At 70.6% G+C, this 14272-nt stretch carries 17 protein-coding genes; 9 read left to right on the forward strand and 8 right to left on the reverse strand.

Annotated elements, in window-relative coordinates:
• The 4 genes from ABD120_RS38970 to ABD120_RS38985 all read right to left on the reverse strand — a co-directional run.
• The coding region (locus ABD120_RS38970) for a Scr1 family TA system antitoxin-like transcriptional regulator (RefSeq protein ID WP_343955436.1) at nt 1-530 on the reverse strand (530 nt) is incomplete at its 3' end.
• A 6-nt stretch (nt 531-536) separates the two neighbouring features.
• The gene (locus ABD120_RS38975) at nt 537-1058 is read right to left on the reverse strand and encodes a DUF6879 family protein (RefSeq protein ID WP_343955438.1); all 522 of its coding nucleotides are present in this window, start codon (nt 1056-1058) and stop codon (nt 537-539) included.
• Nucleotides 1039-1305, reverse strand: a complete 267-nt coding sequence (locus ABD120_RS38980) for a hypothetical protein (protein ID WP_343955440.1) — start codon at nt 1303-1305, stop codon at nt 1039-1041. The genes ABD120_RS38975 and ABD120_RS38980 overlap by 20 nt, the downstream gene beginning before the upstream one ends.
• A gap of 261 nt (nt 1306-1566) precedes the next feature.
• A complete protein-coding gene (locus tag ABD120_RS38985; protein WP_343955442.1) occupies nt 1567-2142 on the reverse strand; it encodes a TetR family transcriptional regulator in 576 nt (191 codons plus the stop codon).
• A gap of 145 nt (nt 2143-2287) precedes the next feature.
• On the opposite strand from ABD120_RS38985, the gene ABD120_RS38990 reads away from it, so the two are divergent.
• On the forward strand, nt 2288-2803 hold the full coding sequence (locus ABD120_RS38990) for a PH domain-containing protein (protein ID WP_343955444.1): 516 nt from the start codon (nt 2288-2290) through the stop codon (nt 2801-2803).
• A complete protein-coding gene (locus ABD120_RS38995) occupies nt 2800-4311 on the forward strand; it encodes a PH domain-containing protein (protein ID WP_343955445.1) in 1512 nt (503 codons plus the stop codon). Before ABD120_RS38990 ends, ABD120_RS38995 begins: the two co-directional genes overlap by 4 nt.
• Before the next feature lie 54 nt (nt 4312-4365).
• Here the strand turns inward: ABD120_RS38995 and ABD120_RS39000 are convergent, their stop codons facing one another.
• The gene (locus ABD120_RS39000) at nt 4366-5226 is read right to left on the reverse strand and encodes an NAD(P)-dependent oxidoreductase (RefSeq protein WP_343955447.1); all 861 of its coding nucleotides are present in this window, start codon (nt 5224-5226) and stop codon (nt 4366-4368) included.
• 69 nt (nt 5227-5295) lie between these two features.
• On the opposite strand from ABD120_RS39000, the gene ABD120_RS39005 reads away from it, so the two are divergent.
• Both ABD120_RS39005 and ABD120_RS39010 read left to right on the forward strand, forming a co-directional pair.
• Nucleotides 5296-5622, forward strand: coding sequence for a winged helix-turn-helix transcriptional regulator (locus tag ABD120_RS39005; RefSeq protein ID WP_343955450.1), 327 nt, complete (start codon nt 5296-5298; stop codon nt 5620-5622).
• 81 nt (nt 5623-5703) lie between these two features.
• Nucleotides 5704-6159 carry a hypothetical protein gene (locus ABD120_RS39010; protein WP_343955452.1) on the forward strand — a complete coding sequence of 152 codons (456 nt, stop codon included), beginning with the start codon at nt 5704-5706 and terminating at the stop codon, nt 6157-6159.
• A gap of 78 nt (nt 6160-6237) precedes the next feature.
• Here the strand turns inward: ABD120_RS39010 and ABD120_RS39015 are convergent, their stop codons facing one another.
• Nucleotides 6238-7038, reverse strand: a complete 801-nt coding sequence (locus ABD120_RS39015) for an NAD(P)H-binding protein (protein WP_343955454.1) — start codon at nt 7036-7038, stop codon at nt 6238-6240.
• 85 nt (nt 7039-7123) lie between these two features.
• Between ABD120_RS39015 and ABD120_RS39020 the strand changes: the two genes are divergently transcribed.
• On the forward strand, nt 7124-7999 hold the full coding sequence (locus tag ABD120_RS39020) for an AraC family transcriptional regulator (RefSeq protein ID WP_343955456.1): 876 nt from the start codon (nt 7124-7126) through the stop codon (nt 7997-7999).
• On the opposite strand, the gene ABD120_RS39025 is transcribed toward ABD120_RS39020, so the two are convergent.
• Together ABD120_RS39025 and ABD120_RS39030 are read right to left on the reverse strand one after the other, a co-directional pair.
• The gene (locus ABD120_RS39025) at nt 7975-9633 is read right to left on the reverse strand and encodes a WD40 repeat domain-containing protein (protein WP_343955458.1); all 1659 of its coding nucleotides are present in this window, start codon (nt 9631-9633) and stop codon (nt 7975-7977) included. The two genes, ABD120_RS39020 and ABD120_RS39025, sit on opposite strands and share 25 nt — an antisense overlap.
• A 115-nt stretch (nt 9634-9748) precedes the next feature.
• Nucleotides 9749-10612, reverse strand: coding sequence for an LLM class flavin-dependent oxidoreductase (locus ABD120_RS39030; RefSeq protein ID WP_343955460.1), 864 nt, complete (start codon nt 10610-10612; stop codon nt 9749-9751).
• 435 nt (nt 10613-11047) lie between these two features.
• Between ABD120_RS39030 and ABD120_RS39035 the strand changes: the two genes are divergently transcribed.
• From ABD120_RS39035 to ABD120_RS39050, 4 genes are read left to right on the forward strand one after another with little or no spacing between them, the layout of a single operon-like run.
• On the forward strand, nt 11048-11599 hold the full coding sequence (locus ABD120_RS39035; RefSeq protein ID WP_343955462.1) for an ATP-binding protein: 552 nt from the start codon (nt 11048-11050) through the stop codon (nt 11597-11599).
• The gene (locus tag ABD120_RS39040) at nt 11596-12309 is read left to right on the forward strand and encodes an alpha/beta fold hydrolase (RefSeq protein WP_343955464.1); all 714 of its coding nucleotides are present in this window, start codon (nt 11596-11598) and stop codon (nt 12307-12309) included. The genes ABD120_RS39035 and ABD120_RS39040 overlap by 4 nt, the downstream gene beginning before the upstream one ends.
• A gap of 19 nt (nt 12310-12328) precedes the next feature.
• Nucleotides 12329-13585 (forward strand): cytochrome P450, encoded by a 1257-nt coding sequence (locus ABD120_RS39045; RefSeq protein ID WP_343955466.1) that lies wholly within the window; start codon nt 12329-12331, stop codon nt 13583-13585.
• Entirely contained in the window at nt 13582-14271 is a 690-nt protein-coding gene (locus tag ABD120_RS39050; RefSeq protein WP_343955468.1) for an IclR family transcriptional regulator, read from the forward strand. Before ABD120_RS39045 ends, ABD120_RS39050 begins: the two co-directional genes overlap by 4 nt.
• The last annotated feature ends 1 nt before the right edge of the window (nt 14272 follow it).

Below are 14272 nucleotides of genomic sequence, written 5' to 3' on the forward strand. Positions count from 1 at the left end.
CTCGCGATCACGCTGTGATCAGCAGGCGCCCGCCGAAGATGAAAACAGCTCAGTCGTTGCCGCGGCATACGAGCTGCGACTGCGGCATCGGCCTCCCCTTTCGGTAAGCCATAGAGGGTGCTCGCAGACTCGAAGAGGGCTTTTATGTATCGAGACGTCTGCAAGATCCCCGGAATGCGGGCGGATTCGTAAACGCAGAGCAGGTCGGTGTTTTCGTACAGCGGGATCGCCCGCGACTGAATGTGTTTCTGTCCGGCTCGCAGCTGTCGATGCCAGTCGACCCACATCTGTTCGATCTCTCGCTGCACCGCAACAAGTTCCGGGATCATCCGGGCGACGCCGCACGCGATGCACCATGCCCGGATGTCGTCTTCGGAGGGATTCTGTTGCCCGTGCTCTATCCTGCTGATCTTGGTGTTGTGCAGGCCGGACAGCTGGGCAAGTCGACGCCCGGTGAGGCCCGCATCCTTGCGGAGGTCGCGGAGTCGGACGCCGAAAGCCTGCTTGGCTGATATTGCTTGTTCGGACACAGCGGATCAGACGGGCTGATATTCCCGATGCGGAATCGAAAGATCCCAGACGGCGTTGAAGGCGGCTGTGCAGAGCTGGATCACTGTGGGATCCGTGTAGAGTTGGCGTTGCACGACTTCGCCGTTCCCTGAGAAAACTGCGAAAACAACCACCTCTTCATCGAACATCCAGAAGTCGTTGCCTGGCAGTGCTATCCCCGATGTGAGTCGCCGGGGAACCCAGTGAATCGCCTCTCCGGCCTCCACGCTGGGACCGACCACATCATAGGCGAAGCGGCGATACTCCGACAGCGGCTCAGAGACGATGCAGGCGCGCCGATAGTGCCTGCCTTCGGCAGTGGCCTGGCGAATGCGGTCGCACCAGGGAGCCATCCAGGCCAGATCGTCCGGCTCCCCGGCTTTCCATGCCGCGAATCTTTCGCGCTCCAGATTGCTGGTGGCGTATTCATCTCGTAGTTCCAGATGAACAGCTTCACGTTTGAAGCTCGCGAAATACTTACGTCGTTCTTCAGCCGAGATCAGTTCCATAACGCTCCTTAGCGTATCTGCGGACCAAGAGGTCTATCAGCGACTCGGGAACCTCGACCGAGGTCTCGAAGGGCTTCAGAGCCACCAGTTGCGCGACCACCTGGGATTCCTCTCGTCGGTCGCCCTGGACGATCCAGGTGTCCCGGTTGGTTCGATAGAAGGTCGCGCAGTCCTCGCCGGGAACGGAGTCGGGGTCCTTGCAGTAGAACGTGAGATCCAGGTCGTCAGCAGGCTTGGGAGTTTGCATGGCTTTGCGACCTCCGTTGTCCGGTGAGCGTCTTCAACGACCATCGTCCGGATCGCCGGTCGGGTCAAGGTCTGCCGTCCAACTGAGTTATGGCGACGTCAGCACGCGCGCTCATCACGACCATGGGCGGCGACCGACAAGAAGCTCAGGCAGGGACGCCCGCCCGCGCGACGAACTGCCCGCCGATCGTGACGCCCCGGCCAGGCGCCATGCCCGTCCCGGGTATGGCGTGACGGGGAGGCCCTTCGGCGAGGCCACCCGTCACAGCTCCCCGGACTCCAGGCGGGCGAGGGCGCGGTCGAGTTCGGCGGGGCCGTCGAGTTCGGGGTCGTCCGACCACTCCATCCAGATGAGGACCATGATCCCGATGACCGCGCCCAGGACGTCGCGCAGCCGGGGGTCGGCGACGTCCAGGCCGGAGCGCTCGGCCACGGCCCGCCGCATGTCCTTGAGCATGCCGGGGCTGCGGCGCAGGTTGGCCACCACCAGCTCGGGGACGGTCGCGGAGAACACCTCGCGCGCGTGACCGGCGGCGATCTCCTCGGGGGTCTGGGTGGCGAAGGCCGCCCGGAAGGCGCCGCGCAGTACGGCGACCGGCTCGCCCGGTGGTTGCGCGGCCAGTGCCTCCATGATCGGCGGGAAGTCGTCGAGGACGGCGACGTCCTCCTTGGTCGGGAAGTAGCGGAAGAAGGTCGCGGGGGAGACCTCGGCGGCCTCGGCGATGTCCTCGACGGTCGTGGCGTGGTAGCCGCGCTCACGGAAGAGCCGGAACGCCTCGCGGGCGATCGTCGCCCGCGTCTTGGCCTTCTTGCGCTCGCGTAGTCCGCCGGTGCCCATGGCCCTCATTCTGCCGGATCCGGTGGTTCCATCGAATGAAGGGAAGCTCTTAAAAGAGAGCTTCCTCTCGTAATGCTGGTGTACGGGGCGTGGTGGCTTCCGGTCGCCTGGTAGCGATCCTGCCCATCTGTGCTAAATTCTGGCCATGCGGCCAAATTTCAGATCAGACGGCCAGGAATTCGAACTCCGGCCACCCCGACACCCCCTTCCGGCCCGCGCGATCCTGTGGTGGACCGCGCAGGTCCTGGTCCCGGTGCTGCCCACCGTGCTCACCCTGGGACTGCTGGCGCTGCTCATCCCGCCCGCCCGGCTGTGGCTGCTGGTCTCGCTGGCCGCCGTCGGCGTGCCCGGCCTGGCGTACGCGCTGATCGTGCCGCGCCTGCAGTACCGGGTGCACCGGTGGGAGGTCACAGAGGACGCGGTCTACGCCGCCTCCGGGTGGCTGTGGCAGGTCTGGCGGGTGGCGCCGATGTCGCGCATCCAGACCGTGGACACCGTACGGGGGCCGATCCAGCAGTTGTTCGGCCTGTCGGCGGTGAAGGTCACCACCGCCTCCGCCGCCGGGTCGATCAAGATCGGGGGTCTGGACCGCGACCTGGCCGCCGCCCTCGTCGAACACCTCACCGCCAGGACCCAGGCCGTGCCGGGGGAGGCGACGTGAGCGCCTGGCAGCGGCTCGACCCGCGCATGGTCGGGGCGGAGGTCGCCCGGGTGGTCGCGCCGATGGTCCCCGCCACGGCCGCCGTCGCCGTCGCGGGGATCGGCTGGCGCACGCTCGTCCCGCTCGCCTGCCTGCTGGCCGCCCTCGCGGGGGTCGCGGGCGCCGGGCTCGCACGACACCACTCCACCCGCTACCGCATCACCGACGAACTGGTCGAACTGCGTACCGGGCTGCTGTTCCGGCGCTCCAGGTCCGTGCCGCGCGAGCGGGTGCGGGCCGTGGACGTGACGGCCGGGCCGGTGCAGCGGCTGTTCGGGCTCGCGGTCCTGCGCCTCGGCACCGCCGACCAGGAGGCCGGGCTGAGCCTGAACGCGCTCTCGCGCACGGACGCCGAACGGCTGCGCGTCCTGCTGTCGGACGGCGGCGCGGCGCTCCCGACGGAGTGGCCCGGCGGGCAGGCAGCGGGTGAGGGGGCGCGCCCCACGGATCGGCGCGGCACGCGGGCGGCGGGCGACGGGGGCCTTGCCGCACTGCGCCCGCGCTGGCTGCTGTACGCGTTGCTCAGCAGCTGGTCGCCCCTCATCGGCCTGGCGCCCGTCGGCGTGCTGTTCCGGGTGCTGGACATCTTCGGCGTCGAGCCGTCCGAGGTCGCCTTCCTGCGCACGTTCTGGGGCGCGGTCACCTCGATCCCGCCGCTGGTGGCGGGCCTGCTCGGGGTCCTCGCCGCGCTGCTCGCCGGAGCCGCAGGGGTCTCGCTCCTGCACGTCGAGATGTGGTGGCGCTTCCGGCTGACCCGCGAGCCCGGCGGCCTCCGCGTCCGGCGCGGGCTGCTCACCACCCGCTCGCTGTCCCTGCCCGCCGAGCGGATGCGCGGCGTCGAGCTGACCGAGCCGCTGCCGCTGCGCTGGGGCGGCGGCGCGAGCCTGCGCGCCCTCGTCGTCGGGGCCGACCCCGACGACGACGAGGAGCGCACCTCCGCCGACCTGCTGCCGCCCGCCCCCCGCCGGGTCGCGCTCCGGGTGGCCGAGCAGGTGCTCGGCGCGCCCGACCTCACGGCCCCGCTGCGCCCGCACCCACCGGCGGCGCGGCGGCTGCGGCTGGCGCGCGCGCTCTGGCCGCTCGCCCTGCTCGCCGTGCCGCTCTGGGCGCTCGGCGCCTGGCTGAGCTGGGTGCCGGACCTGCTGTGGCTGCTCGCGCCCGCCTGCCTGCTCGTCACGCTGCCACTGGCGGTGGACTCCGCCCGCAACCTCGGACACGGCCTCTCCGGCCCCCACCTCCTCACCCGGTACGGCGCCGCCCGCCGCCGTACGGCGGCCGTCCGCAAGGACGCGGTCATCGGGTGGAAACTGAGCAGATCCCCCGCCCAGCGCCGCAGGGGCCTGATGACGCTGACGGCGACGACCGCCGTGGGCAGCCAGCGGGTCAAGGACGTGACCCCGGCGCAGGGCGTCGCCTTCGCGGAGGAGGCGGTCCCCGGCCTGCTGGCACCGTTCAGACGAACCGCCTGAGGCTCGCCACGACGCCGGGTCGCCCGGTGGGGTGGGCGCACCCTCAGTGCCGGCTCACGAAGGTTTGCGCAGGACCTCGGTCAGGGCGGCGATGCTGTCCTCGCCGTGGCCCGCGGCGACGGCTCGCCGTACCAGGTCGTCGAGCGGCGCCTGCCAGGACGTGTCCACGCCGGTCTCCTTCGTGAACTCGGCGTTGAGCTCCGCGTCGGACAGGAACAGTTTCACCGCCGAGGCACCGTCGCCGTAGTCGCCGCTGTCGATCTCCTTCGCGTAGACCGGCAGCTGCGACCTGATCATGTCCAGCCACTTCTCGGAGTAGCGGACCATGCTCGCCACCGGCAGCCCGCGCGCCTGGACGGCCGCCGCGCCCTGGAAGAACCCCGTCAGCGCGGGCAGCAGCGTGGCACCCACCGCCATCTCGTACAAGGCGGCCAGATCGACGTCGTCGCCCAGATGGACGGTGTCGCCGCCCAGCACGCGCAACGTGGCCTCGTACGCGTCGAAGACGGCCCGCTCGCCGCTGTAGTAGAGCAGCGTGTCCGCCGCGCCCACCGCCGACGGGACGTTCTTCACCGCCCCCGCGAGCACCCGGGCGCCGCGTGCGACGGCCCAGGCGGCGAACGCGCGGGCGCCTGCGGGGGAGCCGCTGTTCAAGGTGACGAGGTCCCGTCCGCGCAGGTCGGCGGGCTCCAGCGCCGCGCGGGTGTCCTCGAACGTGGACAGGCACGCGACGATCAGCGGGTTCGCCGCGACGGCCGCAGCGGCATCCGCCGCCTGAACGGCGCCGAGGGCCACGAGCGGTGCGGCCTTGGCGGGTGTGCGGTTCCACACGGTGGTGGGGTGCCCGGTGGCGAGAAAGGTCTCGGCCAGCGCGCGGCCCATGGAACCCAAACCGATGACAGTTACCGAATTCATGCCACCCATGCTGGTAGCAGCGCTTACTCTTCATCAAGTACCGACATTTTTGTTCGTGCTGGAGCGGCGATGAAGTTCAGCTGTGGTCTCGACGCGGCCATCTACGTCATGGGCGGCAAGTGGAAGGGGCTGATCCTGTTCTGGCTCGGCGTGCAGCCGATGCGGTTCGGGGAGCTGAGGCGGGCCGTGACGGGGATCAGTGAGCGCATACTCACCCTGCAGTTGCGCGAACTGGAGCACAGTGGCCTGGTGCACCGCGAGGATTTCCAGGAGGTGCCGCCGAGGGTCGAGTACTCACTGACCGACTTCGGCCGCACCCTGGTCGAGGCCATGGAGCCGCTCGGCGACTGGGGAGAGCGCAACCAGTCCCGCCTGGAGGCGCTACCTCCCAAGTAATCGCGCGATCGACGGCACCTCGGCAGGATCTTCCCCATGAGGCACGAAAACACCGTGCCCGCAACGGATGCTGAGGATCTGATGAAGAGAATCGCCACTCTGGCCGTCGCCGTCGCCGCAGCGGGAACCCTGTTCTCCGGCGCCGCCCACGCCGCCACCGCGAGCGAGGAACTGCCCAACGTCTCCGTCTCCGGTACGGCCATCGGAACGTTCCAGCCGGGAACCACCGGCACCTATGTGATCGACGTGGAGAAGTCCGGCGGACCGCTCTACAGCCAGTTGTTCAAGCTCGACGCGTATGTGAACAAGGGCCAGGTGGTCACGGGTGTCGAGCACGTGACGAACAACTGCGAGTACGCCTTCTTCGCCGCGACCTGTGACATCCTCGGCCTTCAGCAGAAGCCGAAGCAGCAGGTCAAGGTGCACGTCAAGGTGCTCAGCTCGGCCACCGGGCCGATGACGCTGGACGTCAGCGGAATCACGAGCGTGACCGAGCAGACCCTCGACGACAACCGTGTGATCATCAACGGCTCCTGACCGCTTCGCGGGGCCGCTCCTTCCGCCCGGCCCCGCAATCCCCCGACCCCCGGACCCCGCTGTTCCGGGGGTCGTCCGTCACGACCAGGTTCGCTCGGCGTACTCCTCGAAGGAGATCGGGTCGCGGCCGAGCACCTGTCGCACCGCTTCGGTCGCCTCGGCCACGTGTCCGGCGTTCATGGCCTCGTACATGGAGACGACCCCGTCCACGTCCGGCGCGTCCCAGCCCTCCGCCAGGCGCTCCGCGCGATAGGCGGCGGGCGAGACCTCCTCATACCGGACGGGGCGCCCGGACACCCTGGCGATGATCTCGGCGGCTTCCGCGAAGCTCAGCGCGCGCGGCCCGCTCAGCTCGTAGATCCGCCCGGCGTGGCCGTCGCCCGTCAGCGCGGCGGCAGCCACTGCGGCGATGTCCTCCACGTCGATGAACGGCTCCCGGATCGCCGCGTACGGCACGGCCAGCCGCCCGGACAACACTGGCTCGGACCAAATGTCCTCGCTGAAGTTCTGGCTGAAATTGTTCGGCCGCAGGATGGTCCACTCGGCGCCGGACTTCTGGACGGCGTCCTCCGCCTCCAGCATGCTCCTGGCGAAATCCGCGTCGACGCGATCGGCGCCCCGCCCCGACAGCACCACGAACCTCTCGACACCGCTCGCCCGCTTGACGAACTCGGGGGCCAGGCCGGTCTCCGGCGGGGCCACCAGGTAGACGGCACGGGCGCCGCGCACGGCCGCGTCCCAGGTGCCGGGATCGGACCAGTCGAAACGCACCTCACTGGATCTGGAGGCGGGCCGTACCGGCTTGCCCGCGTCCTGCAGAATGCGCACCAGGCTGCGGCCGGTCTTGCCGGTCGCGGCCAGAATCAGAATGTCGCTCATGTCATTCATCCCATCAGCGACCGATGGGTTCTGACATGGGGGAGCGTCCGGCGGAGCTGTCTGATCGTACGGCTATCGTGGCAGCGTGGATCCGTACGACGACCTGTTGAGAGGCGTGCGCGGCGAAGGAGCCGTGTTCGACCTGTCCGTGCTGTCGGCGCCGTACGCCGCGCGGGTCGCCACCGGCGCCCCGCTGACGCTCGTCGCCCCGCTGCGCGGCGAAGGCTGGCTGATCAGGAACGACGCGGCCCACCGGATGGTCGCGGGCGAGGCCGCCGTCGTGACCGGCGTGGAGCCGTTCGTGTTCGCCGACTCCCCGGACCCGGGGCCCGCCACCGACATCCCCGACACCGCCCCGCCCGCCGACCTGACCGGGCGCACCGTGCTGCTGACCGGCTCCTACGAGATCGGCGGCGAGCTGGCGCGGCGGCTGGTCCGGGTGCTGCCGCCCGTGCTCGTGGTGCCGGACGAGCACGGCTGCGCCGACATGAACGGCTATCTGGAATTCCAGCTCCTGCACGGACGTCCCGGCCACCAGCTCGTCCTCGACCGGCTGCTCGACTGGCTGCTGGTGTGCACCCTGCGCGACTGGTTCTCGCGGCCCGAGGCGGTGGTGCCAGGGTGGTACTCCGCGCTGGGCGACGACGTGGTCGGGCCGGCGCTGCGCGCCATCCACGACTCGCCCGCCGAGCCGTGGACCCTCGCCAGGCTGGCCGCCGCCTCGAAGGTGTCGCGCACCACGCTCACGAAGCGCTTCACCGAGCTGGTGGGGGAGCCGCCGCTGGCGTACCTGACGGGGTGGCGGATGGCGCTGGCCGCCGACATGCTGACCGAGCGCGCCGCGACCGTCGCCTCGGTGGCCCGCCGGGTCGGGTACGCCGACGCGTTCGGCTTCAGCACGGCCTTCAAACGGGTGCTCGGCGTGAGCCCCACTGCCTACCGCTCCGCCGCCTCGGGGTAGCCGCCGACGGGCCGCAGCACGGCCAGGTCGAGGCCGAAGGCGACCACGATCTGCCCCTCCGGGGTGCCGATGAGCGCATTCACGTCGCAGGGGAACACCAGCCGGTCGACCTGGCGTGCGGTGATCGCGTCCCACACGAGCACCTCGGACGTCGCCCAGCCGCCCGTGTCGCCGGAAGCCGTGACGATGTACGGCCGGCCGCCGACGGTCAGCCGGGCCGCCCCCCTTGAGTTCTCGATCTCGTCGGCGAGTTCGGCCGGAGCGTCGAGGGGCGCTGTGTCCTCAGCCGCCGGGTGATCCCCTTCCACCAAGGTGCCGGTCGCCAGGTCGCGAAGCTGGGTCGTGCCGTGCTCGTCCTCGGACAGGACGTGCGCCCGGCCGTCGACGACCACCCGGCTCAGGTTCTCCACCTCGACGTACGGATGACCGGGCAGGTACGTGCCCACCTGCTCGGTGAGGTCCCACACGCGCAGCGTCCAGTCGACGGCGACGGGGCGGCCGCCGACGAGCGCCGCGCTCACCCTGTCCACACCGGCGGGAAATCCGATCATGGGGCGGCCGACCTGTCGGCAGGCGGTCAGATCCCAGAGCCGGATCGTGCGGTCCTCGCTGGCCGTGACGGCGTGAGGGCGGCCCTCGATCATGAGAGGCGCGATCGACTCGATCGCACCCGGATCGTCGAGCATGCGCTCGCCGCGCAGCTCGCGGGTGGTGAGGTCCCAGACCGACAGGCCGTCCTCGTCGAGGCTGCCCACGACCACACAGGGCCGCCCGTCGATGGTGACGGAGGCGAGGGAGTCGACCTGGTGGCAGGTCCGCAGCGGGTCCGCCCGCGTGCCGGTGGTCAGGTCGCACACGTGGAGGTCGCCGCTCTCTCCGACCACGGCGTACGGCCGGCCGTCGATCACCGTCGTGGTCAGCGGGCTCCAGTAGGTGAAGCCGGTCAGCGGTTCGCCCCGCTGCTCGCCGGTGGTCAGATCCCACACGCGCAGGGACTCCTTGCCGAGGCTGACGGCGTGGGGGCGGCCGTCGATCGTGGCGGTCGCCAGCTCTCGCGCCTCTCCCGCAGGGCCGGTGAGCCGGTCGCCCACCTGCTCGCGGGTGATGAGATCCCACAGCCACAGGGAGCCGTTCTCGTCGCCCGCGACCAGGTGCGGGCGGTCGCCGACCGTCACCGGGGCCAGGCAGGCGATCTCCTCGTCGGGGCCGGTGAGCGGCTTGCCGACCTGCTCGCCGGTGGTGAGGTCCCAGACGTGGACGGTCGGCTCCGGGCCGCAGCCGACCAGGTGCGGGCGGCCGTCGATCGCCACCGTGGCCAGCGGCCGGGCGAACACGCCCGGCAGGCTGCGGCTGGGGCGCGGGCTGAGCCGGGTGCCGGTGGCCCACTCCACGGCCCATCTCGCCTCGGGCGCACCGGGTACGGCGGTCGCGGCCAGGCGGGCGGCCAGGTCGGGGTGACCGTACCGGGTGGCGTCGAGGGCGAGGAGTTGCCGCCTGGCAGCCGCGTCCGTGTCGCGGTCACTGGCCTGGTACACCGCCGCCAGCAGGGCGCCTTCGGCGGAGGTGTCGGCTTCGAGCCGCCTGCCGACCACCTCAGGAGCGCCGTTGATCACATCGTCGAGGGGTGTGCTCACGACCGGTACCGTAGCTGCGCCCACTGACATTCGCCCGGTCACCTCCGGGGTTCCCGGTCGGCTCGTGGCGAGTCCGGGTTTCCCGATCGCCTCACGGCCGGGCCGGGATTCTCGATCAGCCTTCGAGGTGCGGGCGGACCTTCTCGAAGAACAGGCGGGTCTGTTCCCTGGTGTCGCCCTGTACCGGCCAGAAGACGAACGAGTCGAACCGGAGCCGCTCCCGGTAGTCGCGCAGCACCCGCACCCAGTGCGCGGCCGAGCCCGCGACCAGGTGGTCGTCGCGCTCGGGAGCCGAGTCGGAGATCGTTCCCATGACGTTGAACACCCGTCGCACCTGCGACGGGTCCCGGCCGGCGGCCTCCGCCGCCGCGTCGACCGCCCGCTGCATGTCCGGCACCTGGGCCAGCTCCAGGTAGGCGTTCGTGGGCAGCCAGCCGTCCGCGTGGCGGCCGGTGATCGCGAGCATCCTCGGCTTGAACGCGCCCACCCAGATCGGGATCGGGGTCTCGGGTACGGGTCCGCCGGTCGCGTTCGACAGGCGGTAATGCGTGCCCTGGTGGCTTACGGGTCCGGCGGTCCACAGCCGCCGGATGAGCGGGATCGCCTCGTCCAGTGCCCCGATCGCCTCGCCGACCGTCGTCCACGCACCGCCGAAGCCTCGGACCCGCTCGTCCACGCTGCCCGCGCCGAGCCCGAGCACGAACCGGCCGCCGCTCACGGCCGCCAGCGTCGCCGACGCCTTGGCCAGCGTCGTGGGCGGCCGTAGCGCCAGCGGCGCCACGTTCGGGGCGACCTTCACGCGCTCGGTGCGGGCGAGGATGAGGGGCAGGAGCGTCCAGGTGTCCAGTTCGCTTGGGATGTACGGATGATCCCCGGTGGTGACCAGGTCCGCGCCCAGGGAGTCGGCGATCTGGGCCGTCTCCAACGCCTCCGCCAGACGGTGCTGCGAGGCGGGCACCGACACGCCGTACAGGCTCATGTGATCCTCCTCAGATGGTGGGCACCACGCTAGATCGTTGTGCTGCGGCCCGCCTCCGTCACCGGACCGACACCGCCGTCAGCCCTTCGCCCTAGGGCCGCCCGCGCGGGCTCGCCGCCTGGACCCGAACGGCGGCGACCGGGCGATGTCAACACGATGAGTCGAGATGTTCTGCCATTCGCGTTGACAGCCGCCCCGATCCGTCTGATTATTTGATCACGCCCATTATTTGACTGCGACGCCCATTATTTGGGCATTCGGGAGACTTCAACGCTGTGTTAGCGCTTTGTCGCCTGCGATCCGAGACAGGACCCGCCCAGTCCCGCCGCAGCAGCACGCGCCGGCACCCCGTCCCGCCGGCAGGCCGGAAAGGGTCGCGCGACACGGCGGCCACAACCCCACACGCCGTCTACCGCCGATCCGGATGAGCACGCCATGAGCAACGTCAGCGGCCTGGCAGACAGACAGGTCTCCAGTTGGTGCGATCTCCCGTCCTCCCCGGTCGCGCCGTCCGTCGCCCGCCGCTGGGTGACGGCGATGTGCGCGTCCTGGCGGCTGCGCCTCTCCCCGGCGGACAAGGCGACGATCATCGAGCTGACCAGCGAACTGGTCACCAACGCCGTTCAGCACGCGGTCCCGGCCGCCCGCGGCGTCCCGGAGATCAGGATCAACGTGCGAGCGGGCTTCGCCGTGTTCTGGCTGGCGGTCTGCGACCCCGACCCGGCCCTGCCCCAGGTGCGGATCCCCGATTTCCTGGCCGAGAGCGGCCGTGGGATGTACCTCGTGGAGGCGCAGGCCGACCGGTGGGGTGCCGTCCGGCACGGAGCCGGGAAGTACGTCTGGTTCAGCCTGGAATGCCAGGGCGACGCCGCACATGCGAGCGAACCCCGGACCGTCCGCTCATTCACCGACACCATGAAGGAGAACGCGCCATGCCTCCCGTCGCCCTTCCCCACGACGTTCGCGGTTCCGGGCCACACCGTGTGATCGCATTGCACGGCTGGCTGGGCGACCGTACCTCCTTTCAGAAGATCCACCCCTATCTGGACGGCGACGCCTTCACCTACGCCTTTCCCGACTACCGGGGTTACGGCGAGGCGATGGATCTCACCGGCGAATACACCCTCGCCGAGATCGCCGCGGACGTGACGGCACTCGCCGACGAGCTCCAGTGGGAGACGTTCTCGCTGATCGGTCATTCGATGGGCGGAGCGGCGATCCAGCGGGTGATGCTGGAGGCGCCCGGCCGGGTCCGCAAGCTCGTCGGCATCTCCCCGGTGCCCGCCAGCGGTGTCCCGTTCGACGACCAGGCCTGGGCGCTGTTCTCCGGCTCCGCCGACGAGCCCGCCGGCCGCCGCGCGATCATCGATCTCACCACGGGCAACAGGCTGCCGGGCCGCTGGCTCGACGAGATGGTCGGCAACTCGCTGCGGAACTCCACCGTGGCCTCGTACCGGGCCTACCTGGACGCGTGGGGCGGTGCCGACTTCCAGGCGGAGATCGCGGGCAGCGCCGCGCCCGTTCTCGTCATCGTCGGCGAGCACGACCCCGCCCTGTCCGCCGAGGCCATGCGGGGCACCTGGCTGCAGTGGTACCCGAACGCCGAGTTGCTGACGCTGTCCGAGGCCGGCCATTACGCGATGGAGGAGACGCCGCTGGCTCTCGTGTCCGCCATCGAACGGTTTCTGGCCGCCTGACGGCTGGGAGAGGGATGCCATGACCGACGTGTTCGACCCGCGTATCTACACGCAAGGCATCCCGCACGAGAGGTACCGCCTGCTTCGTGCCGAGCACCCCGTGCACTGGCAGGAGGAGCACGAGATCGGAGACTGGCCGGCCGGGCCCGGCTTCTGGGCCGTGACCCGCCACGCGGACGTCGTGCGGGTGCTGCGCACGCCGACCGGGTTCAGTTCGTGGATCGGCGCCACGCAGATCCGCGACCCGGATCCGGCCGACCTGTCGTTCATCCGCCGGATGATGCTCAACCTCGACCCGCCCGAGCACGGCCGGCTCAGGCGGATCGTCTCCGGCGCGTTCACCCCCGGGCGCATCGGACGCTTCGCCGACGCGATCGCGGCACGGGCCCGCAGTCTCGTGGACGAGATCGCCGGACGCGGCGAGTGCGACGTCCCGGTGGACGTGACCGACGACTACCCGATCCAGAACCTCGCGGATCTTCTCGGCATCCCCGTCGCCGATCGCGGCCTGATCCTGACCTGGACGAACCGGGTCGTCGGCTACCAGGATCCCGATCACGCCTCCGCCGTCCGGGGCCCGGCCGGCAGGCCGGTCAACCCGCGCTCTCCGGCCATGCTCCGTGACATGTTCGAGTTCGCCGCCGACCTGGCCCGCCACAAGCGCCGCCATCCGGCGGACGATGTGATGACCACGCTCGCCACGGCGGAGGTGGACGGCCGACGGCTCAGCGACGCCGAGCTGTCGATGTTCTTCTTCCTCCTGGTCATCGCGGGCAACGACACCGTGCGATCGGCCCTGCCCGGCGGGCTGATGGCGCTGCTTGAGCACCCGGCGGAGCATCGCCGCCTGCTCGCGCGGCCGGAACTGCTCGATTCGGCGATCGAGGAGACGCTGCGCTGGCATCCGCCCGTCCTCAGTTTCCGCCGCACCGCCGTCCACGACACCGTGCTCGCCGGGCAGTCCATCGCGGCGGGGGACAAGGTCGTCGTCTTCCACGGTGCGGCCAACTACGACGAGCGCGTGTTCGCCGACCCGATGCGCTTCGACATCACCCGGCAAGACAATGATCACGTCTCGTTCGGCGACGGGCCGCACGTGTGCCTGGGCGCCCGGTTCGCCCGCCTGCAACTGCGTGCCTTCTACCGCGAACTGCTCTGGCGGCTGCCGGACCTCGAACTCGCCGGGCCGCCCGACCGGCTGGTGTCGAACTTCATCGCCGGCGTCAAGCATCTGCCCGTCCGCTTCACCCCCGTTCGCCGCTCGGACGACACATGACCGCCGCCGACCCTTCTGACGCCTTGGGCTCCAAGACCATCGACACGGGCCTGCGGCTCCTGGAGATCCTCAGGGACCATCCCGACGGGTTGATGATCAGCGAACTCGCCCAGGTGGCCGGGATCCATCGCAACGCGGTCTCCCGCCATCTGACCGCGCTCGGCAACCACCGGCTGGTCACCCGCATCGGCGGCCGTTTCACTCTCGGTCTCGGCATCGTCGAGCTCAACGCCGCCGTCCAGCACCGGCTCCGCAGCGCGGCGGTCTCCGCGCTCCAGGGGCTGGCCGACAGCTGCAACGCCACGGCGTTCATAACGGTGCTCGACAGCGGCGAGGACGAGGCCGTGGTCCTCACGGTGGTCGAGCCGCGCGCGTCGCAGTTCCACGCCGCCTACCGCGCCGGCACGCGGCACCCCGCGACCCGGGGCGCCTCCGGGATCGCCATACTCGCCGGACGCCCGCCCAAACCCGGTGAGCGTCCGGCGATCGCGCAGGCCCGCGCCGCCGGTTACTCCGTCACCTCCGGCGAGCTCCAGTCCGGCGCCTGGGGGGTCGCCGCGCCGATCGTCCCGGCCGGTCGCCCGGCCGAGGCCAGCGTCGGTGTGGTGACGATCGGCCGGCGCGACGAGGAGGCCATCATTCCGCTGGTCCTCACCACGGCGACCCAGATCGCCCGGCTCCTGTGAC

The organism is Nonomuraea longicatena, from assembly GCF_039525605.1.
Lineage (GTDB): Bacteria > Actinomycetota > Actinomycetes > Streptosporangiales > Streptosporangiaceae > Nonomuraea > Nonomuraea longicatena.